18 protein-coding genes are annotated in these 21949 nt (G+C 48.5%); 7 read left to right on the top strand and 11 right to left on the bottom strand.

Annotated features, from left to right (window positions below; translation table 11 throughout):
* Positions 1–23: 23 nt before the first annotated feature.
* Positions 24–1106, bottom strand: a complete 1083-nt coding sequence (locus B9D94_RS10555; RefSeq protein ID WP_148246963.1) for a lactonase family protein — start codon at positions 1104–1106, stop codon at positions 24–26.
* Between the two features lie 173 nt (positions 1107–1279).
* On the opposite strand from B9D94_RS10555, the gene B9D94_RS30945 reads away from it, so the two are divergent.
* Positions 1280–1447: a hypothetical protein gene (locus B9D94_RS30945; protein WP_006211170.1), complete on the top strand. Its 168-nt coding sequence runs from the start codon at positions 1280–1282 to the stop codon at positions 1445–1447.
* 75 nt (positions 1448–1522) lie between these two features.
* Here the strand turns inward: B9D94_RS30945 and odhB are convergent, their stop codons facing one another.
* The 4 genes from odhB to B9D94_RS10535 form a co-directional block, all read right to left on the bottom strand.
* Positions 1523–2812 (bottom strand): 2-oxoglutarate dehydrogenase complex dihydrolipoyllysine-residue succinyltransferase, encoded by a 1290-nt coding sequence (gene odhB / locus B9D94_RS10550; protein ID WP_148246962.1) that lies wholly within the window; start codon positions 2810–2812, stop codon positions 1523–1525.
* A 5-nt stretch (positions 2813–2817) separates the two neighbouring features.
* Positions 2818–5694, bottom strand: a complete 2877-nt coding sequence (locus B9D94_RS10545; RefSeq protein ID WP_063479981.1) for a 2-oxoglutarate dehydrogenase E1 component — start codon at positions 5692–5694, stop codon at positions 2818–2820.
* Between the two features lie 222 nt (positions 5695–5916).
* Complete coding sequence (locus B9D94_RS10540) at positions 5917–6819, bottom strand: DUF72 domain-containing protein (RefSeq protein WP_253806129.1); 903 nt, start codon at positions 6817–6819, stop codon at positions 5917–5919.
* A 115-nt stretch (positions 6820–6934) separates the two neighbouring features.
* On the bottom strand, positions 6935–7444 hold the full coding sequence (locus tag B9D94_RS10535) for a metallophosphoesterase family protein (RefSeq protein ID WP_148248754.1): 510 nt from the start codon (positions 7442–7444) through the stop codon (positions 6935–6937).
* Positions 7445–7692: 248 nt separating this feature from the next.
* Here B9D94_RS10535 and B9D94_RS10530 point away from each other — a divergent pair, with 248 nt between their 5' ends.
* Positions 7693–8331, top strand: coding sequence for a LysE family transporter (locus B9D94_RS10530; protein ID WP_148246960.1), 639 nt, complete (start codon positions 7693–7695; stop codon positions 8329–8331).
* On the opposite strand, the gene B9D94_RS10525 is transcribed toward B9D94_RS10530, so the two are convergent.
* The gene (locus B9D94_RS10525) at positions 8328–9704 is read right to left on the bottom strand and encodes an amino acid permease (RefSeq protein WP_063479982.1); all 1377 of its coding nucleotides are present in this window, start codon (positions 9702–9704) and stop codon (positions 8328–8330) included. The genes B9D94_RS10530 and B9D94_RS10525 overlap by 4 nt on opposite strands.
* A gap of 200 nt (positions 9705–9904) precedes the next feature.
* On the opposite strand from B9D94_RS10525, the gene B9D94_RS10520 reads away from it, so the two are divergent.
* Genes B9D94_RS10520 through B9D94_RS10510 form a run of 3 tightly spaced genes read left to right on the top strand, consistent with a single transcriptional unit; the run spans position 9905 to position 13553 of the window.
* Entirely contained in the window at positions 9905–11008 is a 1104-nt protein-coding gene (locus tag B9D94_RS10520; protein ID WP_006211177.1) for a GerAB/ArcD/ProY family transporter, read from the top strand.
* Complete coding sequence (locus B9D94_RS10515; protein WP_063479984.1) at positions 11005–12417, top strand: spore germination protein; 1413 nt, start codon at positions 11005–11007, stop codon at positions 12415–12417. Before B9D94_RS10520 ends, B9D94_RS10515 begins: the two co-directional genes overlap by 4 nt.
* Positions 12414–13553, top strand: coding sequence for a Ger(x)C family spore germination protein (locus tag B9D94_RS10510; RefSeq protein ID WP_148246959.1), 1140 nt, complete (start codon positions 12414–12416; stop codon positions 13551–13553). Before B9D94_RS10515 ends, B9D94_RS10510 begins: the two co-directional genes overlap by 4 nt.
* A 90-nt stretch (positions 13554–13643) precedes the next feature.
* On the opposite strand, the gene B9D94_RS10505 is transcribed toward B9D94_RS10510, so the two are convergent.
* From B9D94_RS10505 to B9D94_RS10490, 4 genes are all read right to left on the bottom strand, one after another.
* Positions 13644–15119 (bottom strand): PTS transporter subunit EIIC, encoded by a 1476-nt coding sequence (locus B9D94_RS10505; protein WP_148246958.1) that lies wholly within the window; start codon positions 15117–15119, stop codon positions 13644–13646.
* A gap of 408 nt (positions 15120–15527) precedes the next feature.
* On the bottom strand, positions 15528–16025 hold the full coding sequence (locus tag B9D94_RS10500; protein WP_148246957.1) for a PTS sugar transporter subunit IIA: 498 nt from the start codon (positions 16023–16025) through the stop codon (positions 15528–15530).
* A gap of 1 nt (position 16026) precedes the next feature.
* Entirely contained in the window at positions 16027–16914 is an 888-nt protein-coding gene (locus B9D94_RS10495) for a PRD domain-containing protein (protein ID WP_006211184.1), read from the bottom strand.
* 277 nt (positions 16915–17191) lie between these two features.
* The gene (locus B9D94_RS10490) at positions 17192–19876 is read right to left on the bottom strand and encodes a CHASE3 domain-containing protein (RefSeq protein WP_148246956.1); all 2685 of its coding nucleotides are present in this window, start codon (positions 19874–19876) and stop codon (positions 17192–17194) included.
* A gap of 344 nt (positions 19877–20220) precedes the next feature.
* On the opposite strand from B9D94_RS10490, the gene B9D94_RS10485 reads away from it, so the two are divergent.
* Positions 20221–20688, top strand: coding sequence for a cupin domain-containing protein (locus B9D94_RS10485; RefSeq protein ID WP_063480515.1), 468 nt, complete (start codon positions 20221–20223; stop codon positions 20686–20688).
* Between the two features lie 84 nt (positions 20689–20772).
* Here B9D94_RS10485 and B9D94_RS10480 read toward each other — a convergent pair whose 3' ends face one another.
* A complete protein-coding gene (locus B9D94_RS10480) occupies positions 20773–21150 on the bottom strand; it encodes a DivIVA domain-containing protein (protein ID WP_036642178.1) in 378 nt (125 codons plus the stop codon).
* Positions 21151–21385: 235 nt separating this feature from the next.
* Between B9D94_RS10480 and B9D94_RS10475 the strand changes: the two genes are divergently transcribed.
* Positions 21386–21949: a TraR/DksA C4-type zinc finger protein gene (locus B9D94_RS10475; RefSeq protein ID WP_148246955.1), complete on the top strand. Its 564-nt coding sequence runs from the start codon at positions 21386–21388 to the stop codon at positions 21947–21949.

Genomic DNA, 21949 nt, shown 5'->3' with positions numbered 1-21949 from the left:
ATCAAATCTTGTTCTTCCGCAGCTTAAAGCTGGAATACCGCTGGTTTCACGCATACCGGCTTCGATTGACTGACTGTATACCCTGTGAAGGCAAGCTTTCCATCTTCCGGATCTACATTAAATAACACCAGATTGTTCCCGTCCCTGTTGGCAACCACCATAAACTTGCCCCCCGGCATCAGCGTAAAATGGCGAGGATGGCCGCCCTCCGTGGATATATATTGAACCGGGCTTAAATAGCCGGTATCTTCATGTACGGAGAACACAACGATACTGTCGTGTCCGCGATTAGATCCATACACCGTTTTGCCGTCCTCCGACACAGCAATCTCAGCGCAATAGCTTTCCCCGTCAAAATCCACAGGCAATGTTGATATCGTCTCCAGAACAGCCAAGCGTCCTTCGTCCTGGATGTAACGAAGCACCGTTACGCTTGAATTCAGTTCATTAATGACATAAGCATAAGCTCCGCTTGGATGGAATGCCAGATGGCGGGGTCCTGCCCCCTCTTCAAGCTGGGTCTCACCGTGGAAGCTCAACTCGTTGGTATCCGGATTAATTGTATAAGACAGAATCTTGTCCAATCCCAAGTCCTGCACAAACACATATTTACCATCCGGACTGTAAAATGCCGAGTGCGCTCTGGCTTGCTGAGCTTCACGCACAGGCACGAGATCCGAATGTTTCTTCTCATCCAGCAGCTCACCGGCTAGACCTTCCTCATCGATAGAAAGAAGACCTACCAAGCCCCCATGATAACTTGAAACGATCAGATACTTACTTGATTCGTCGCGCTGTATATGACAAGTCGAGCTGCTGACACTGCGAACGCGATTCCGTTCGATCAGCTTGCCGGCAGCAGGATCAATCTCAAAACTGACAACCTCGCCTGCCTTGCCTCCCTGCTCTGCCATTTCGCCAATGGCATATAAGCGTCTGTTATCCGCGTCCACGTTGAGGAATGTCGGATTCTTAATGCCGGAGACCTCATCGAGCAGCTTCAGCTCGCCGCTGTCCTCATTAAATTCATATATACATACACCGCTTTGATCCTCTTCCGCATAAGCACCTGTAAACAGCAGCGTACGCTGTGATCGGTTAGCCATATTACTGTATCTCTCCTCTCGTTTATCGATAACTCTATATGGTATGTAGAGATCTTTCAGTTACCATGTTAACTTCAAGCCATATGAAAATCAAATGGCTTGTCTTTAATGCTTGTTTGTCTTTTGGCATTCCGGGTATGTATGTATTATACGGACAAAAAGGAGGTATTCCCATGAAACAACCAAGCAGTGAAGAAGTGCGCAATCATCAGGACACAAAGAACGACTCGCAGGAACAACGAGACAAGGTGAAGAAGCGGCAGGATGTGGAGCCTCAGGCTGAGAATTGGAATCCTCGGGATCTCCCCAAGCCAGACGATAAACAGCAATCTAAATCCTGATAGATCATATAAGAAGGCCGCATGGGAGTGTCCATGCGGCCTTCTTATTATGCAAGTCTCTCTTCTCTTGGATAATTATCCTTCCAGAAGCAGTGACTCCGGATCTTCAAGAAGCTCTTTAATCGTTACCAGGAAGCGAACCGCTTCGGATCCGTCAACGATTCGGTGATCGTAAGACAATGCGATGTACATCATAGGGCGGTTCTCCATGCGCTCAGCATCGATGGCTACTGGACGAAGCTGGATCTTGTGCATGCCGAGAATACCCACCTGAGGGGTATTCAGGATCGGTGTAGACAGCAGCGAGCCGAAGACGCCGCCGTTCGTAATCGTAAATGTTCCGCCTTGAAGTTCAGACAAGGACAGCGCATTATTGCGAGCTTTCGCAGCCAGATTGCCGATTTCCTTCTCAATCTCGGCGAAGCCCAGGCGATCCGCATCGCGAACGACCGGAACGACAAGTCCTTCCTTAGCGGATACCGCGATACCGATATCATAGAATTTCTTCACAACTATATCGTCGCCATCAATCTCCGCGTTAAGATGCGGGAATCTCTTCAGCGCGCCCACAACCGCTTTGGTGAAGAAGGACATGAAACCGAGGCCTACGTCATGCTTCTCCTGGAATGCTTGCTTACGACGCTTGCGCACATCTAGGATCGCTGTCATATCGACTTCATTGAAGGTAGTCAGCATGGCAGCTGTATGCTGCGCTTCAACCAAACGATTCGCAATCGTTTGACGGCGGCGAGACATGCGGGTACGCTCAACCGGTTTGCCATACTCAGCAGCCGGAGCTGATGCTGCCGGTGCTGATGCTGCCGGTGCTGGCGTTGAAGCTGCAGGCTTGCTAGGTGCTGCAGGCTGCTTGGCTTCATTATGATTCTTCACATCATCATGGTAAATCCGACCGATCGGGTCGCGGCCCTGTACCTGGTCCAGATCAATCCCGCGCTCACGAGCCAGTTTGCGTGCGGATGGCGATGCAGTCAGGCCTGCTCCTTCCTCGCTTGGGGCCGGCACAGAAGCTTGTGGCTTAGGTGCTTCTGCAACTGGTGCTGGTGCAGCCTCCGGTTGTACAGGTGCAGGAGCTTCAGCAGCCTTCGATGCCGGTGCGCTTGCAACGCCTTCCTGTAGAGAAATTTGACCGATCACTTCCCCGATGGTCACATTCTCCCCTTCTTGACGAAGGATTTTTTCCACAACGCCTTCAGACTCTGCGCTAATTTCTAGATTAACCTTATCCGTTTCTAACTCGAGCAGAACATCACCGATGTTTACGCTATCCCCTTCTTTAACGTGCCATTTGAATATCGTTCCTTCGGTGATGGATTCGCCCATAGCTGGTACAGTAATTTCGCTCACAGCCGCTACCTCCCCAATGAGATCTGTTGATTTATAGTTTTACGATTAAGGGCAAAAGAAATGATGGTCTGTTGCTCATAAGCATGAACATCCTGATATCCGCTAGCCGGGCTCGAACGCTCAGGACGTCCGCTGTAACGGACCTCTGTGCCTTTAGGTGCAATTTCACGAATTCTCGGCTCCATGAAGCTCCAGCCGCCCATGTTCTGAGGTTCTTCCTGAACCCACAGAATCTCCTTCAGGTTCGGATATTTCTGCATAACACGGGAAATTTCCTCTTTAGGGAATGGATACAGCTGTTCCACACGAAGAACATGAATCCATGATTGGTCTTCATCCTTCTGCTTATCCAGCGCGTCCTCCAGATCGATCGCAACTTTCCCCGAGCACAGCACCAAGCGTTCGACCTTTTTCGGTGATTGGCCAAGACCAGGCTGTTCCATAACCTTCTGGAAGCCGCCTTCACTGAATGCGTTCACCGGTGATGCCACACGCGGGTTGCGGATCAAGCTCTTCGGAGCCATGACAACCAGCGGACGGGCATCTTCCGTTTCAGTCACAGACGCCTGCTTGCGAAGCAGATGGAAATACTGAGCAGCAGAAGTCAGATTCGCAACCGTCCAGTTATCTTCTCCGCTCAGCTGGAGGAAGCGTTCCAATCTTGCACTGGAGTGCTCAGGACCATTTCCTTCATATCCGTGAGGAAGCAGCATAACCATGCTGGACTTCTGTCTCCACTTCGAACGTCCAGCTGTAATGAACTGGTCAATGATAACCTGGGCACAGTTGGTGAAATCACCATATTGCGCTTCCCAGATAACCAAGGTCTCAGGAGAATATACATTGTAGCCATATTCGAATCCAACAACAGCTGCTTCTGTCAGCGGGCTGTTATGAATGGCGAACGAAGCTTTGGCTTGCGGCAAACGGTGCAGCGGGCAGAAGGTTTCTCCATTAACCGCATCGTGAAGCACAAGGTTACGGTGAGCGAACGTTGCCCGCTCCGCATCCTGTCCGGTAATCCGTATCGGCTTGCCATCCGCAAGAATCGTAGCGAAAGCCAGCGTCTCCGCATGACCCCAATCCACCTTCTCGCCTTCATCAAGGGAATTGCTGCGGCGCTCAAGGATGCGTTGAAGCTTCGGATATACCGTAAAGCCTTCAGGCCATTGCAGAAGCTCGCGATTAATCCCGCGCAGTACCTCTGCAGATACGTTCGTTGCAGCTTCCTTCTTCGATTTGCTATCGGTCGGTTTCAATCCTAGCAGGATCTGATCCACAGGATCCTTCGACTTTACGCTCTCATAAGAATTCTTCAATACCTCTACAACACGATTCTTCAATTCGTCCACTTGCTCCTGGGTCAGAACGTTTCCATCAACCAGCTTCTTCATATAGAGCGTGCTGACGGTTGGATGATTCTTAACCTTCTGATAGATCAGCGGTTGAGTGGTTTCCGGATCGTCCGTTTCGTTATGGCCATATTTACGGTAGCCAACCAGGTCAATCAGAATGCTCTTCTTGAACTTATTCCGATAGTCGCTGGCAAGTCGGGCAACGGCAATACATGCTTCCGGATCATCTGCGTTCACGTGGATAATCGGAATTTCATATCCTTTAGCCAGGTCACTCGCATAATGGGTCGATCTGGAATCCTTGCCCTCTGTCGTAAATCCGATACGGTTGTTCACGATAATGTGAATCGATCCACCCGTACGGTATGCCGGCAGCTTGTTGAAGTTCAGGGTTTCCGGCACGATGCCTTCGCCAGGGAATGCGGAATCGCCATGGATCTGAATGCTCAGCGCTTTGTTTACGTCCTGCTTCGGATATCCCGCTTCACCGCGTTCCTCCTGAGCCGCACGTGCAAAGCCCTCCACCACCGGATTGACATATTCCAGGTGACTCGGGTTATTCGCGAGCGTAATGCGAATCTCGCGTGCTTCATCCTTCTTCAGATAGCGGTCAGCTCCCAAGTGATACTTCACGTCACCTGTCCAGCCGTAGTTAATGCCCATGGAGCCTTCGGACGGCACCAGATGTTTATTCGGGGAGTGCATGAACTCCGAGAAAATCTTGCTGTAATCCTTACCCAGCACATGAGCCAGGACGTTCAAGCGTCCACGGTGCGCCATGCCCACCAGGATCGAGTTGACGTCCACTTCAGCCATCTGACGAACAATCTCATCCAGAAGCGGTACAAGCGCTTCGTTGCCTTCAACGGAGAAGCGCTTCGCACCTACAAACGTACGGTGCAGGAACTCCTCGAATTGTTCGGCCTCCAGCAGTTTTTTCAGAAGTCCCTTGCGCTCATCAGCGCTTATGTCGGACAAGAAACGGCCGGATTCCGCTTGTTGATTAAGCCACTTGCGTTCTTCTTCATCATGCACATGACTGAATTCGTAGGCAATAGAGCCTGTATATAGTTGTAACAGCCGCTGGATTGCCTCATAGCCGTTCTTGATATCACTAGGAGCCTCCTCCCAGACGATATCTGCAGGCAGAGCTGCCAAATCCGCTTGGCTGAGTTGGTAGCTTTCTGGTTGAAGCAGACGTGTGTCGGCTTCGTTTCCAATTCCAATTGGATCAATGTCGGCGGCAAGATGACCATAGGTTCTAATGTTCCACACCAGTTTGCCGGCAGCTACCCCTTTTTTCAATAATTGCGGGTCATAGCTTACACCTTGTCCCTGCGAATCCGCTTTCTTTTCATTGTTTTCCAAAGATGGAGGCGGTCCCCAGCTGGCGAACAGCTCACGGTATCCTGGCTCCACAGATTGCGGGTCTTGCAAAAACTTCTCATACTGATCTTGAATGTACCCCAAGTTCGGACCGTGATATTTCTGCCAGGGTCCCTCTGTCATTCTGTCAAGGGTCTTCATCGCTGACTCCCTCCGTCAGATTATTTTGATTGTTCATGGACGGAAATTCTGGTTTTACATTAAATTAACGTTTTCTTACGATTACATTATAATACACTTGACCTACTTACCGAAAATACCCTTTATATATAATAATGATCTCGGAAACAGATGAATTTGCGGCAACTTTTTGACGATTTGTCCATTCGCTAACCATTTATCTGTATGAGCATACAATTAAAGTCATTTATCGGTAAAAATATCCTCATCCAGCCAATTCATCTGCCTCAGCGGCTCGGGTCCGCTGTCCATTCCGAGTAAGCGAAGAAGCTGTTTCGCATTATCGGAAGCATCGCCTCCTGAATTGTTATTGAAGATTATCCAGCACTGCTCCGATTTCTCAAGCAGCTCTTCGATCCATCCCTTCCATTGATTGAGCTCCTCCAGGCTGTAACGGTACAAGTACCGCACCTCACGCCAGTTGGGCTGACCGCTGGAATGCCATCCCTCGGTATTGCGCCCATGCATTCGGATCATGACGGCACCGGTATCCGATGTCTCCAACACAACGGGCACAGAACCGATACCTGCCTGGGGCTCGTCAGCTATGCTGTGAATCCAACCTTCACTACGCATAAGCTCCATCGTCTTCTCGCGATATTCCGGCGCATACCAGCTCTGATGCCGAAATTCCAGAGCTACAGGAACATCCTTCATCCACTCCCGGGTGCGCTTCAGAATTTCCACGTGTTTGCGTTCGCACCCAAACCATGGCGGGTATTGAAAGAGAACCGCCCTTAACTTTCCCGCCAATCGCAGTTCTTCAACCGAAGCGAGCAGATGCTCAAACATCATTTTTACATTCGGGTACCTGTCTTTGCCTTGGCCGCGCGCGTGACCCGTCATGCCTTGATAGGCCTTTACAATAAAACCGAAATGGTCCGGGACCGCGGCTGCCCATTTACTCATCTGTTCTGCTGAAGGAATGGCATAGAACGAATTGTCCATCTCCACAATCGGAAAATGCCTGCTGTACATTTCCAGCTTATCGGCAGCCCTTGCCCCATCATCGTACAACTTGTCATGGTCTCCCCAGCCGGACAGCCCCATCTGAATCCGTTTCTCAAGCTTTTCTTCCTTTAACATAACAATCCTCTCATCAACATGATTTACCATATCGGGGACTTCTATTAATTAACCTCAACCCGGCGATTTCAAAAGCAAGCAGCCCCATACTGATTTTTCCAATGCCTGCAGGCACCTACTTCTGATCGTAAAAGATATGGCGTGCCTCCAGGGTTTCGTCCTGGATAAGAAGCCGTCCATACGAATACCGGGGCTGTCTGCGTTTGTCAGTTGCCGATCCCGGATTAAACATCAGCACGCCTTGTACATTTTCTAGGAAAGGAATATGGGAGTGACCGAACACTATGCAATCCACCTCGCTATCATGGAATGTCTTTCTTGCACGTGATGGCGTCGTCCCCCCTTGACCGTGTCCATGCACAATGCCGATTCGTTTTCCCTCGGCGAGGACAATCCTGTGGTATCCTAAGCGATCTATAATCACCTCATCGTCAACATTGCCGGCAACGCCCTCAACCGGAGCATACTGGCTCAGCAACTCGTAGAGCTCCCACTTGGACCAATCCCCTGCATGGATGATCAGATCCGAATGCCTAAGATCTTCTAACAGCGGAGCTGGAAGCTCCTTCGCCTTTTTGGGCATATGGGTGTCTGATAATACCGTAATTCGAAAAGGATGACTCATCCTGTGCAGCAGCCCCTTCTTGTTCACATCAGATGCAAGCAGCTTTGCTGCAGGCACTATTATATATCCTACCAAATATTTGGATTCAAATAAAACCGCGCTGAAGCTGCGCGGCTCTAAGGGGAGGATGAACAGAAAACATTTTCCAATTCACAGTTTTAGTTTGCCCCGAAGCTGAATACAATGTACGAGCATGCTTGTACGAGTCATGCTTCGTTCCATTCAATCAGGGATAAGGTGGGATAACAATGAGTGTTTTTCTAAGCTACATGATTCTGGGGCTCTCTCTGTCTGCACCGATTGGCCCAATCAATGCTGCTCAGCTTGATAAAGGCATTAAGAACGGTTTTTGGCACTCCTGGATGTTTGGCGTCGGCGCTGTGTTTGCTGATATTCTTTACATGATTCTGGTGTACCTGGGCGTCGTCCACTTCCTGAGCACTCCGTTTATGCAGACCTTTCTGTGGCTGTTTGGTGCCTTTGTGCTGATCTATACGGGTTTTGAAAGCATCATGAATGCCAGTAAAATTACAATCAGCAGCGCGCGCAGTGAAGACTCCATTCCCAAAACCATGTTCTCCGGCTTTATTATGTCGGTATCCAATCCCATGACAATCCTGTTCTGGCTTGGCATCTATGGTTCCATTCTTGTTAAGGCCGCTGCGGACGATAACAGCTCCGGTCATATTTTTCTGTACAGCCTTGCGGTCATTGCAGGGGTTGTTGTATGGGATTTGTTCATGGCAGCACTCGGGAGCTTCTTCCGGAAATATTTAAGCCAGAGAGGACTCTCCATCATTTCCATTATATCTGGCGTATCCCTCATTGCCTTCGGTATCTATTTCGGCATTCGGGCATTAACCCTGCTCTATCCCCTCTTGTTTTAACGGGCAGGCTTCGGATTCAGTTTGGATTTGTTGAGCGTTTTCCCTTGACCGCTGCCGGATTTCTTCCATATTGGACGCATACATAGGACAACCAGACCGATGATGACAAGGAAGCCTAGACTGATCAAGAGCCCTGTTCGGCTCGTGGGATGCATTGCTGTTCCGCTTACCGCAGATACAATGAGCAGCATGCCGGTGTATCTTTTGATCTGCCCCCACATCGTAAGCTGTACTATTTTGCCTGCAGATATAAGGATAAACAGCCAGTTGTACAATAGCATGAGACCGGCTGCGGTCGTCAAATATTCATAGATCTTGCCAGGAATGAGCAGTGACAGGACGATGGAGAGAATCAGACCTCCTGCTGTAAGGGAAAGCGCATAGACCGGAGCCTGCCGATGAAACTTTTTGGCTGCAAAGATCTTGGGCGCGTCATGATCCTCTGATAAGGTCACGAGCATCGTTGTGACTGCATAGAGCGAGGCAACCATCGTCGAGAAACCGGCCACAATTAATACAGCATTAAAAATATGCGGGATGAACGGCAGCTGATAGGAGCTCAGTGCGACAACAAACGGACTCTTGGTCGTAGAGAATTGATTCCAGGCAACCATCATGACCGCCAGTCCGATTGATAGAACGTATACAATCGACAGCAAGATGATCATCACTTTACCCGACTTGGGTGCTTCCTTTGGATTTTTCAGACGTACGGCCATCATGCCCATTACTTCAATACCGCCGAAGGCGTAGAATGCAAAAATCAGGGAAGACCACACACCCTTTCCTCCCGCAGGGAAAAAAGCATTCAAACTTCCCGGAAAGTGCGGCTTTGTCCCGCCTTTTAGCCATCCCATCCATGCGGCCCCCGCAATGATCAGGAACATAACAATAGCAGCTACCTTTATGACCGCAAGTACATTCTCCAGCCTGTCAAACCCTTTGTTACCAAGCCATATGACAATCAGCCCAAGCACCGCGTATCCAGAGGCAAATATCCACATCGGAACGGACGGAAACCAGAAGCGTGAAAAAATAGCGAGGGCCGTCATTTGACTTCCCATGATCAATACCTCCGAGCACCAATACATCCAGCCTGTCGAGAAGCCTGCCCACCGGCCGAAGGCTTTTTTGGCATAGGTTCGGAATGAGCCCTTCTGCGGGTCTTCGGCCGTCATCTTCGCCAGCACATCGAATACAAAATAGGTCGCTGCCGCTGCCAATATAATAGATAGAAGAAATGCAGGCCCACCCAATCTAATGCCAAGTGCAGATCCGAGAAAATAGCCTGTACCGATGGTGGATGCCACCCCGAGCAGCGACAGCTGCCACCATTTCAAGTTCCCTTCCTTCGACTTCGCCCCTCTGTTCACGGTCTTATCCTCCAGACTTCATAATAAGTACTTCAAAACTTTCCTTATTATGAAGGGAATCTCCATGCATTATGTACCAGGTGTCTGTCCTTATAATCCCTATTTGTATTGCATTGCACCTTTCACTGGATATCCTCGCATATTTTGGCTGTTCCCCGAGAACTCTAAGCTGAAGAAAGTGAAATGGGGGATCGAATAACATGTCCGTTGCTCGCGGTATTCCAACGAATCAAGTATTCATGATTATGATGTTGACTGCCGGTTTGACCAACCATGTCATGATTATTCCTGTCCTGCTTGAAAAGTCAGGCCGGGATGCCTGGATTACAATTCTCTTGTCAGCGTTCTTGTTCATGCCCTGGATTCTGCTTATATACGGAATTATCAAGAAAATCGGCGACCGCACATTAACGCAGGCATTAGACGAAAGCAGCGGAAAATGGGCTCGCATCATCGTGATGGGCATGTCCGGATTGTATTTTTTCTCCTTTTCATTTTATACATTGAAGGAAGTGATCGACTGGACCAAATCCACCTACATGATCCAAACGCCGGTCATCGCAACCACATTGGTCCTCATGTTACTATGCCTCGTCAGCGTGAATCATGGCATCAAAACCATTGGGGTTTCTGCAGGGATATTACTTCCTTTTGTTGTCTTACTGGGAATATTCGTATCCATAGCCAACCTGAAGGTCAAAAATTACAATTATCTGCTGCCCATTCTGGAAGATGGGTTCATGCCTATACTTAGCGGAATCCCTGTCATGTTCGGCGGGCTTTCGCAAATTTTCTTAATCCTGTTTCTCCGTCCCCACCTTCAGAAAAAGCCGCGTTTTGTTACAGTTCTGCTCATCCATCTGATCTTCATCTTTTTAACGTTTGGTCCAACGATCGGAGGCATTGCCGAATTCGGTCCGGAAGAAATGAAGCTGCAGCGGTATCCGGCTTATGAGCAGTGGCGGCTCGTCAAGCTCGGAAAATTCGTGGAGCATGTTGATTTCTTTTCCATATTCCAGTGGCTGAGCGGAGCTTATGTCTCTATATCGATCTGCATCTATTTGCTATGTGAAGCGCTGCTGCCCAAAACCAAGCGGAGAACCGGCGTGTTAGCCATTTCCACGCTGCTTATCATCCTGTGCGCCTCACCAATCAGCAATCTGAAAATGTATTATGCGATGGCTGATTATTTTATGCCTGTATCCGCCGTGTATCTTACCGTGTTATGTCTGCTGATGTTTTTCTTAATCCACAAGCAGCAGCAAGCGAATTCCATTACAGCGAAAGGAGAATCTCAACCATGACCATTACCGAGCAGCAGCTCCGAGAACGTTATGCCGATTCCAATGACATCTATATTTCGTCTTATCCTGGGATGGAAGGCGCGGCACAACCATGGGCTCTTATGATATACAGTCCGATGATGTGCGACTCCCAGCTGATGTCCAAAATCCTGCTGCCCGTCATCAGTAAGGAATGGAATATTTCCGTTACGCAAAAACATGAGTTTGATCCGGGACATCTCGAATACTATCTTACTCTTGACTCCGCTGAGGCCAGCGCTGAATCCATTGATGACATTGTTTTCTCAGGCTATGTTGCGCTGTATTTCCCCAAGGATAACAAGTTATTCTCCTATAGTGCCTGCAAAAGAATCGGACGAGTACCCGAAGAAACGGCATCGGAAACTTCGATTAAGGGGCCGCGAGACGGATTTGTGGAGGAACTGGACGTCAACGTGTCCCTCATTCGCAAACGCCTGAAATCTCCGGATCTTGTCTACACCTCCTTCAAGCTGGGTGACCGGAGCAAAACCTCCGTAGGCATCATGTATTTGAAGGACAAGGTTATACCGGAAACGGTGAAGGAAGTCGAAGAGAGACTGAATCATTACTCCGGTGATTCACCGGTGGGCATCGGTGAACTCGCTGAACATATAACACCCTACCGATTTACGGTACTGCCGATGTTTGATTATACGGGACGGACGGATCTCGCATACGATTCTTTAACGCGCGGCAGATTGATCATTATTATGCAGGGAAGTCCCGTGGTATTGATTGCACCTGCCAGCTTTATGCAGCTCCTGTTTGCTGCCGAGGACCCGCAAATGCCATTTTATTTTGTATTTCCATGGAGAATCCTTAGGCTTGTGGGCTTCCTGATATCCATCCTGCTTCCGGGTTTCTATATTACACTGATGTCGTTCCACCAGGATCAGATCCCTTTTCCGCTGCTGGCAACGGTGGCCAACACCCGGCTCGGACTTCCTATTCCGACCGGAATCGAAATGCTGGTCATCCTGTTTCTGCTCACCCTGCTGCGGGAGGCCGGCATGCAAATGCCTTCTCCTATCGCATCCACCATCACGGTTGTGTCCGGTATTATTATCGGCGATGCCGCCATTCGAGGGGGATTCTTCTCGCCTACAATGACCGTAGTCGGTGCATTGGCCTTTGTGGCCGGTTCGACCCACTCCAATCAGGACTTTGTGGTAACCCAGACGATTTTGCGTTTTTTTGTGCTTGCTTTCTCTTCGGTATTCGGGTTATTCGGTTTTTTTATCGCGATATTCTTGATGGTGCAGTATGCGGCCAACCATAATCCGTTCGGACAGCCCTTTCTCGCTCCCTTCTCCCCCTTCTCCCTGTCCAAGATCATTCGCAATCTCATGAGGTTTCCGGGTAAGCGAAAAAAAGGCGGGGCATTATGAGACGGGTCTTGATGCTTGTAGGTATATTGTCTTTTTTGCTCACAGGGTGCTGGGACAACAAAGAAGTACAGGATATCAACTACATCACTGCACTGGGTGTCGATTATAAAGACGGGAATTATATCATCTATGTGCAGATGCTTGACTTCGCTACAATTGCCAAGCAAGAAAGCGGCAAACAAACGGAGAAAGCACCCATCTGGGTCGGGAGAGGTACCGGAACGACACTGGCCGGAGCATTGATAGACCTGTATACGTCGAGTCAGCAGCGAGTTTCCTGGGGACATGTCACGGCATTGGTACTTACGGAAGCCGTATTAAAGCCTGATCAGATGTCCCAAGTGTTTGACCTGACCAATCGTTCCCAGGAAATCCGCTATACTAAATGGGTATACGGCACTCAGGATAGCATGGAGGACCTGTTCACCGTCTCGCCATTCTTTCAACTCTCTCCCCTTCATTCACTGCTGCATGAACCCAAAGAAAGCTATGATCAGTTCTCGTTCATACGCCCGATCCAATTCGTCAATTTCATTCGGCTCTACCGGGAAAGAGCGGCTACAGTTGTCCTTCCGTCCATTCATATCTCCAGTCAAAACTGGTCTGAAAATCTGAAGCAGCACCCGATTCTGGAGGTCAGCGGCGCCTTTATGATTAAAAACCAGAAGCTGATGGGCTGGCTCAGCCGCTCCGACCTGCTAGGTACCCGCTGGTTGGCTTCCCCGCACACCCACGCTTCCATCATCGTGCAAGAGGAGGGGGAAGCCATTGGGAGCATCAGCCTGGAGAAGCCTCAATCCTCGATTGAGATCATACGCGAACCCGACGACGTGGCCTACAGAATTAAACTTAACGTAACGGGGACGGTACAGAATATGTACAAGAAGGTCGGTGTCAGCGAGATGAAGCGGTTAACCGAAGCCACGCTGAAGAAAGAGATGCATACCACCTTTCATAAGGCTGCTCTGCTAAAAGCCGACCCCTACGAGTTATGTCTTCAGTTGTATCGAACCGACCCCAAACTATGGAAGAAATTAGTCGAGCAGAAAAAAGAAATCCATGATGCTTCCCTTCGCGAGCTTGAGGTCGATGTCAATCTTCGCTTCTGGGGACAACGTAAAAATCTGAACCGGTAACCATCCGAAGCCGCGATGGATTGGTCATTGCCATGTACGCAAAAAAGAAGCAGGCCGCTGAATAACCGGCCTGCTTCTTTACTTGTTGAATTATTTTTTCATGATATCCTTGATGTCGTCTTTAATGGATTCTGCCTGCGGTCCGAATACGATCTGAACCGCACCCTGACCCAGACGCATGACACCGGATGCGCCTAATTTTTTCAATTCCGAATCTTTAACGGCCTTCTCGTCCTTAACAACAAGGCGCAGGCGTGTGATACAAGCATCGATGCTGGTAATATTATCGGCACCGCCGATGTTTTGCAGGACCTTGGCCGCCTTGGACTCTTTGGATACTGTACCGGATGGAGACTGGCCATCGGTTCCAGCGTCCTCAGAGGACAGATCCAAATCGTCGTCATCCTCGCGTCCAGGCGTCTTCAAGTTCAGCTTGACGATCAGGAATCTGAACAGCAGATAGTAAACTACACCGAAAGCCAATCCTACCGGAAAGAGAAGCCAAGCGTTGGTGGACAGCTTCAGATATAAGAGATAGTCAATCATACCAGCCGAGAAGGCGAAGCCCAAATGTACATCCAGCAAGTACATGATTAAACCTGATAGACCTGCTAAAAGCGCATGCACAACGTACAGTACAGGAGCGAGGAACATAAACGCGAATTCTAGCGGCTCTGTAATACCGGTCAAGAACGAAGCAACTGCCGAACTGATCACAAGAGAACCGACCAACTTACGTTTGGATGGCTTTGCCGTATGGACGAAGGCCAGTGCTATTGCAGGCACTGCAAACATCATAATAGGAAAGAATCCACTCATAAACATACCTGCCGATTTGTCTCCATGCATGAATCGGGTCAGGTCACCTTGAACAACCTGACCTGCAGCGTTCGTGAAATCACCAATTTGAAACCAGGCAATCGTGTTAAGAACATGGTGCAAACCAGTAGGAATTAGCAATCGGTTCGCCGTGCCGAAGAGGAATGCTCCAATTCCGCCAAGCCCTACAATCCAGTTACCGAAAGCTGCAATACCGAGCTGTATTGGATACCAGATCATACCGACTAAGGCAGCTAAAACTAAAACAGAGGCAGCCGTAATGATAGGCACGAACCGTTTGCCGGCAAAGAAACCGAGCCAATCCGGCAGCTTAATTTTGTGATATTTATTAAACAAATACGCGGACCATACACCTACCAAAATACCGCCGAGCACACCCATATTCAACTTTACATCATCTGCGATAAAGGGTATTTGCAAAGGTACTTTTTCCAATACCCTTGTCAGCACCAAATAACCAATCAAAGCGGATAGAGCGGCAACAGCATCCCCAGCGAAACCGATTGCAACCCCGATGGCGAAGATAATCGGCAAATTGTCCAGAATCGCAAGGGCACCGGAGGTCATGAACGGAGTTACATATTGATTCAGAAAAGCTCCGAAAGCCCCTAAAGGAATATCTTTTTGATAGTCAATCAATCCAAGCCCCTGCAAGATACCTGCCGCAGGTAGTGTAGCCACGGGCAGCATAAGGGACTTACCCAGCTTTTGCAATTTAGCCAGCATGTCAATCATCCTTTCAACTTCAATAATTTAGCTTTCTACTGAAAACGTTTACATAATGCGTCGAATATATAATGGTTTCGTCCCTCCATTCGGGTAAAAAAAGAATCCTCCTCCTCGCGGGTTTCTTGTATTCATCGAAGATTCTTCAAAAAGAGCGACGATGACTAAAGAGGTACGTTATCTTGTGATATAGAACTCGGTCTGACCTGCTAAAACAATGTGCATTCTATATCAACAAAAAAAGCCAAGGAGGACGGTGACTAAATAAAAATAGTCATGGTCTTCCTTGGCTCATGCCCACAAACGCGGTAACACGCCGTTCTCTTATTCAATTCTGCTGTTATCTTAATTCAGGTGTTCCTGTTTTGTCAATATCCAATATTTCAATCCATGATTCATTATGTTGCACTACTTCAATTCAATGGTGAGGACATGATCTTGCCCGGATACGACATCGCCAATCTGCCCTTCGACCTTTGAAGCCACTTCATCCGCATTAGTCACGATGATTGGTGTAATCGTTGGATAACCCGCGGCCTTGATAGCGGCCATGTCGAACTCAATGAGAGTCTGACCCGACTTCACCTGATCTCCAGCTTGAACATGACTGGTAAAACCTTCGCCCTTAAGACCGACCGTATTAATCCCAATATGAAATAAATACTGAAGCTGCGTCGCCGGATCTTCCAGCATCACGGCATGCTTCGATTTAATGACATGGGCAACCGTACCGTCAAACGGGGCTATTAATTTCCCCTCTGAAGGCTCGATGGCAATGCCTTGGCCCATATGCCCGGCAGCAAACGCCTCATCCGGCACTTGGGATAAGGGTACTGCTTTACCTGACAATGGAGCTGTGACTTGAATAGCTGTTGCTGTCTTTTTCTTCTTCCAACGATCGAACATATTATGATTCCTCCCTGGGTTGATTCTTCTGCTGTAGTCGGCCTGTGAACAGCCGATATAGATGCATGGCTAGAAAGCAGATTTCCGCTTCCGGTACTTTCTTGCCGAGTTCCTTCTCCATCATTGCCGCAAGACGAGCAGCCATACCGTACTCATAAGTGAACTTGGTACGAATCTGTTCTGCGAACGGATTATCCACGTGGATCTCCTGGTTCAGCATACGATCTACGGAGAATCTCAAATGCATGAGAAGGCGGACATAATCCATACTCCCCCGGTCGAAGGTCGTCTGCCGCTCCTCTTCTATATATTTCACCAAACTTCCCACCACATTCGAGGCCTTCACCAGATGGCCTACCGGCACATGGCTGACAGCAGAATAAACATGATAGGTCAAGAAACCAATCTCGTCCTCCGGAACCTCGATGTGAAAGGTCTGGCCGATGATTTCCGCTGCTTTGGCTGCGATATCATATTCTTTCGGGAAGCTGATTCGGGTCTCTTCAAGGAAAGGGTTTATAATATCCATACCCTTACGGATTCTGTAGATCGTAAACTGGATATGGCTCGGTAAAGCCAAATATACCTTGTCGTTTAATGTGCCCGGAAATTCCTGTCCTATGAGATTGAGTATCTGGTCTGTGATCTCCATCACCAGTGGATCGAATTCTTCCAGCAGATGGTGAGCTTGACTCCACTGCTCCCGATCCTCGAGCCTGAACAGCTTCTCAATCCGCTCATCGTCCGAGGAGATCGTGCCGCCTGTTTTTGCTCCAAAGCCAATTCCTTTGCCGAGGATGACGTATTCCAATTCTTTTTTGCCGCCATTGACCATCACGACATTATTACCTATAACACGCACAACTGTAAACAACTCGATCCCGCTCATTGACTTCCCCCTTTCCTTTAAGTTTAATCAGAGAACAGCCGAAGGATTCATGTCCGAAGATAAGCTCCAGGCAAATTCCCACAAACATGAAAAAAGCCAAGAAAAGACCCCTTTGAAAGCTGTCTCTTCTTGGCTCATGCCCTGCTAAGGTAACACGCCGTCTCTTGTTGATGCTATAACCCCATCATAAAACAATCCGCTTGCATTCGTCAACATTTGACACTCGAAACTGGACCTCCCAGGCGGGAATTCACACCAAGCCCATTAACGGAATTCGTTAATTCCCTACCCATTTCTGAAGAGCGACAATAACCTCGTGAATATGAACCGGCTTATGAATATAACCGTTGGCACCATCGGCAAGGAATTGATCCTTATCCCTCATGGCATTCGAACTCATCACGATAATGGGAAGGTCGGACCACTCCGAATTCTCTCGAATCCGTTTCATTGTTTCGATTCCGTCCATCTCGGGCATCACCAGATCCAACAAAACCGCATTAATGGAGGATTGTTTATTCAGCACCTCCAGGCATTCATAACCATTTTGTGCTGTATGCACGGTCATCTGGAGTTTCTCCAGCGCATTGGTCAAACCATACACATTACGGATATCGTCGTCCACGATTAATACCGTTTTGTGTTCCAATTGGCTAAGCTCGTCCAGCTCATACTCCTCTATCCGTATATCACTCAAGCTCGTATGGCTTGCGGCAGCGGCCACCTCAGGCAGCACAAATAAGCTTTCGCTTCCGCCATACTCTGTTACGAGCGGCAAATACAAGACAAAGATACTTCCGCTTCCTTCCTCGCTCTCGACGGTAATATATCCGCCCAGCAGCTTGGCAAGATGCAGCGATATCGATAAACCGAGACCCGTTCCACCGAATCTTCTGGCAGTGGTTTCTTCCCCCTGCTGGAAGGCTTCAAAGATCGGTTGAAGATGCTCTGCCGCAATCCCGATACCGGTATCCTCTACTGAAAATGCAATGACATCTCCACTGATGATGAAATCCGAAGTGACAATCGAATTCATTTTCTTTACAGACAGTTTTACGCTGCCGCTCTCTGTGAACTTGATGGCATTCGAGAGCAGGTTGCGCAGAATTTGATGGAGCCTCATCCCATCGCTGTACATCATGTCGGGCAGATCTTCCGCCATCTCAATTTCAAACTCCAGATTTTTGGACTCTGCACTCTTGGAGAAATACCCTTCCATCAATTCCGGCAGCTCTGTCAGATTTACCAAGTCCATCTCGATCTGCAACTTACCGGCTTCCACTTTGGACAGATCCAGAATATCATTGATTAAATTCAGAAGCTCACTGCCTGAATTATGAATGACAGAAGCATAATGCTGCTCTTCCTCTGTCAGGTTGCCCTGCTTATTCTCCGATAAAATCTGAGACAGGATTAACATGCTGTTCAGCGGTGTCCGAAGTTCATGGGACATATTCGCCAGAAATTGAGACTTATACTTGGAGCTCTTCTCCAGCTCCTTCGCATAATTCTCCAGTTCACTGGCTGCTATTAACGCCGCTTCCTTCTGGGCTCCCAGACGTTCATTCAGAAGATGCATCTCAACCGAGTGGGCTTGCAGCTCCTCCGTCTGTGTCTGCAGTTCTTCCGTCTGACTCTGCAGCTCCTCATTCAAGGTCTGCGATTCGTGATATAACTGCTGGATCTCCATTTTACTTCGAATCGAGTTCAGCGTAACCCCAAGCTGTTGATTAAGCTGTTCGAGCAGCTGAATTTCCAGTTCATCAAAGGGTTTGAATTTGGCTAATTCAATTACGCCAAGGACCTGCCCCTCGAACATCACAGGTGCAAGCAGCAAGGTCGTAGGCTCAGCATCACCCAGACCCGATTCTATCCGCACATAGTTCGGCGGGATATCGTCCAGAATAATCATTCGCTGCTCCAGCATACATTGACCCACCAAACCTTCACCTGGCAGGAAACGGTCTCTGACCTTGTTCCAGGGCTCACCATCAGGGTCAGCAAAAGCCGCGGCCTTTACCAATTCTGAACCGTCCCGGTTAATAAAAACAGCTCCGTACGGCAGCTTCATGATTAAAGCAAGCTTATGAATGAAAAATTGCACGGCCGTCTCCACGCGATCAGAAGATTGAAGCAGAGTGGACATGATCGAAATATGATCCTTGGCCCAATTCTGTCTCCCGACCTGTGCCAGCAGCTCGTTGGTTGTATCAGCCAACTGCCTCACCTCATCGTTGGAGCGCACATGGATCCGTTGGGACATATTGCCCCCTTTAACGATATCAGAGATGATATGGGTTACTTGAGAGATCGGTCTTACAATGCTCTTGGAAATAATCAAAGCCGCACAGATCGTAATCAGAGCTGCTCCGGCCCACAACGCATACATCATATACAGCAATTGGGTGTTGCTATCCTTCATGTCGTCAATCCTGCTTGTTGTCAGCTCACGTTCTGTGTCTCGGAACGAGAGGAACAACTCGTGAATGGAGTTCATCGCTTGCTGTCCGGGATCGTTGATGAAGAAATGAAGGGCTTCCTCATCTTGTCCAAGCTGTTTCAATTGAACCGCAGGCTGGCCCGCATTGGTAATCCATTCCTGGATATTCTCTTTGATATTGTCCAAATGATTCGCTTGCTCAGAACTTTCGCTTACCAACTGGTACAGCTTGTTGTACTTAATTTGCCAGGACGACAACGCTTGGTTGAACGGCTCCAGATAGGTCTCGTCACCCGTGATAACATACCCGCGTTGACCGGTTTCCATCTCCAGCAAATCCTTCTCGATTTCGTGCGTCAAATTATGTACTTCGATATCATGCTCCTCTATAAAATCCGCCTCTTGCTGCAGTGAAGAGATGCGGTCCGATACAATCCAGAGAAAAGCTCCAAGACATAACAGTATCAACAAATATCCGATTACAATCTTGCTGCGGATATTGATTTTCAGGTTGTTAGACAAGTGGCTAACCTCCCTTGTTCTCTATCAGAATAGGTCTGCTCCTATCCTCATAGTAATTGTTATGAAAATGGTTTACAAGCAAAACCATTTTGCATGATCTCAATGCTACTTTAGTCGTAGGCAGTCAGATTTATAAAATCCAAGCATATGTATAGAGAACAACCCCTGTACAGCTTCTATTGACACATTTAGAAAAGGAGGACCGCCCTTATGATGACCTCTACGGCGCTTACGGCGAATTTACATTGACCCGGCATGTATTCCATTTGAGGAGGCAGGCCGAACGTATAACTGGTCAAGGACACGCCCATGTGTCATCTCAGGAGCTGCCCCTGCTCAAAGGCATGTTCGTGTCAGAAATCCACCTAGGGCGCGGCAAGGTGCTTTCCCCTCATGGTCATCCGGACACCGACGAATTATGCTATGTTATTAACGGAGAAATCAGCTATTCCCTGGTTGATCCGTGCAGCAACCAGGTTCACGCATTACACGTTTCGCCGGGTCAGATGGTACATGCTCCGGTTGGCTGGTGTCACTGGGTTACCTCACTCACCCCTGACACGATTTTGCTATTCATGTATAACGCGGAGCATCCGCACCAGATGGACATTGCCCCGTTATGGTCTCATGCATTGCGTGAAGCAGACCCATTACAAATCAATGACGTCCACACACAACCGCAAGCGGGGCCAATCCTCCCCTCTGTTCCAATACAAGAAAAAATGCAGTCAGTCGTTCAAAAAAGCCCCCTTCCAGCTCCACCCTTAATCATGGCTTCGAACCACAGCAACAAAACCACACACAGCCGATGAGTTGGCCATGTGTGGTTTTGTTATAAGGACGCTTGTTATGTAATGATTCCGAGCGTGTAATTTATGCCTGCCTGTTGACTGCTTCTAGTCAATATAAAACCTTTGTTCAGGGCGAATTTGCTTCTTCAGCAGACGCAAATCAGCTTCGAGCTTTGCAACAGTTTCCTCAATCTCTTCCGGATTGAGCGCAGGACGTTCTGCTTCTGGCTTAACCCCGGCTCTAAGATCACGAATAATGATCTGCTGCTCCTGCCATTTATCCATAAGATCTGAGATGGTTGCGTAAAAACGCTCATAATCTTGAATGACTTCGTCCAGGAAGGAATCCACTTCCTCCTGATCATAACCCCGCAGCTTATTCGAAAAATTCTTTTCATGGATAGACAAAGCGTCCAGTTGAATGCCTAGTTGCCGAAAAAGCTTTTTCTGTTTATCCAATCGGCGTTTCATGTGTTCATCCATAATGATTTACCTCCAAATATTGGCGCAGCCCGTCTTTAAAGACTTCTCTCTCTATCTTTGTTTATATCATATTAAGCACTGCGATTAAAACACTCCGGGGCTTTTTTGGAGAATGTTCCAAAAGCGATAGGCCGCCATTCCCATAATAAATGTGATTGTTACCAACACATTTCGGGTATTGAAAATACATGGGCAGCTTTTAATGGAGCTAAGCTAGAGAGGAGCGACTTTTGATATGACTTCCATAACAAAACAACAATACAATGAACTTCGACAACGGTTGCTCAGCGATCAGGAACGATTAGAGCAGCAGCTCGAGTCCCATGAGGGAACCAACACGAACAATTCGCTTCGCGATTCAACGGGTGAGCTGAGCGCTGCCGATAACCATCCTGCCGACGTAGGAACAGAGGTCTTCGAACGCGAGCGGGACCTGGCCATTCAAGAAACACTTGCTGACGAGCTGGAGCAGATTCGATCTGCATTACAACGAATGGACCAGGGACAATACGGTACTTGTGCAGAATGCGGACAGGAAATTCCCTATGAGCGGCTGGAAGCCATACCTTATACCGCCTACTGTGTCGAGCATTCTCCCAGACAGGATCTATCCGATAATCGGCCGGTTGAAGAAGATGTTATAACTCCGCCACCCTCCGGAGCAGGTGTCAACCGCCAACGAGAAGACGGAAGATTTGACGACGCCGGTGCATGGGAGGCTGTAGAAGACTATGGAACCTCCACATCGCCCGGCATGTCCACTCAGCCTGGACAAGATGACTATAAGAACAATGTATGA

Source organism: Paenibacillus sp. Cedars, assembly GCF_003184205.1.
Classification (GTDB): domain Bacteria; phylum Bacillota; class Bacilli; order Paenibacillales; family Paenibacillaceae; genus Paenibacillus_AQ; species Paenibacillus_AQ glucanolyticus.
Note: the sequence above shows the minus strand (reverse complement) of the source record. Positions and strands in the feature narration are given on the sequence as shown.